The organism is Streptomyces sp. NPDC127092 (genome assembly GCF_042722475.1).
GTDB lineage: Bacteria > Actinomycetota > Actinomycetes > Streptomycetales > Streptomycetaceae > Streptomyces.
Map to the genome: position 1 here is coordinate 1 of NZ_JBHXFE010000146.1, position 1408 is coordinate 1408.

Sequence of the window (1408 nt, forward strand, 5' to 3'; positions counted from 1 at the left end):
GTCCAGGGGGGCGGTCTCGGCGCCCGAGGGGTCGGCCACGCCCTGCTCCTCGAGGAAGGCGGCCAGGCCGGGCACGGCCTCCACAGCGCCGCGGGTGTCCTTGCGACGCAGCGCGTCGGCGGCCTCCGAGAGCGCGGTCGCGTCCGAGGGCCGCTCCTTGGGGTCCTTCGAGAGCATGCACATGATCAGGGCGCGCACCGGGGCCGGGACGGTGTCCGGCAGGGGCGGCGGGGTGTCGTTGACCTGGGCGAGGGCGATCGCGATCTGGGACTCGCCCGTGAACGGGCGATGCCCGGCGAGGGCCTCGTAGCCGATGATGCCCAGCGAGTAGAGGTCGGAGGAGCCGGTGGCCTGCTGCCCCGTGGCCTGCTCGGGCGCGAGGTACTGGGCGGTGCCCATCACCTGGCCGGTGGCCGTGAGCGGGACCTGGTCCGCCAGGCGCGCGATGCCGAAGTCCGTCACCTTCACCCGGCCGGTGGGCGTGATCATGAGGTTGCCGGGCTTGACGTCGCGGTGCACGAGCCCCTGGGCGTGGGCCGCCGAGAGCGCGGCCGCCGTCTGCGCGATGATCCGCAGGGTCCGCTCGGGGGAGAGCACCTTCTCCTTCTCGAGGATGGAGGACAGCGGCTGGCCCGGCACGAGCTCCATGACGAGGTAGGCGGAGCCCTTCTCCTCGCCGTAGTCGTAGACGTTGGCGACGCCGGGGTGGTTCAGCAGCGCGGTGTGCTGGGCCTCCGCCCGGAAGCGGCGCAGGAAGTTGGGGTCACCCGTGTACTCCTCCTTGAGGATCTTCACGGCGGTGATCCGGCCCAGGACCTTGTCCCGGGCCTTCCACACCTCGCCCATGCCGCCGATCGCGATGCGATCGGTCAGCTGGTACCTGCCCCCGAGGGTGATGCCCGATGTCGGCCTCATTCCGTGACCACCGCTTCCATGATTGCCTTCATGCCACTGACGATTGTCTGATGTCCAACCCCCGGCGGCTCGTCCTCCACCACGATCGTCACGGCCGCCCGGGGGTTCTCGCTCGCGTCGAAGCCGGTGATCCAGGAGTGCACGTTGCCCGTGTCCCCGACCTCGGCCGTGCCCGACTTCGCCGCGATCCGCACCGTGTCCGACTGCACGGATCCCAGGATGCCGTCCTCCACCGCCGAGACCATCATGTCCGAGACCTGCCCGGCCACCTCGGGGGTCGTGGCCCGGCCGCGCTCACGGGGGCTGAACTCCTGCACCGTGGTGAGGTCCGAACGGCGGACCGCCTTGATCAGCTGCGGCTCCATGACCACGCCGTCGTTCGCGATGCCGGCGGCCACCATGGCCATCTGCAGCGCGGTAGCCTGCACGTCCCGCTGGCCGATCGAGGACTGCGCCAGCGCGGCGTCGTCCAGGTCGGAGGGGAACACGGAGC

Annotated in this window: 2 protein-coding genes; both read right to left on the reverse strand. The window is 71.2% G+C overall.

Annotated elements, in window-relative coordinates; genetic code table 11:
- A partial coding sequence (locus tag ACFWJO_RS38120) for a serine/threonine-protein kinase (RefSeq protein ID WP_386872744.1) occupies positions 1-915 on the reverse strand: 915 nt, incomplete at its 3' end.
- Positions 912-1408: penicillin-binding transpeptidase domain-containing protein (locus ACFWJO_RS38125; RefSeq protein ID WP_386872746.1), on the reverse strand; the 497-nt coding region annotated here is incomplete at its 5' end. The genes ACFWJO_RS38120 and ACFWJO_RS38125, both read right to left, overlap by 4 nt.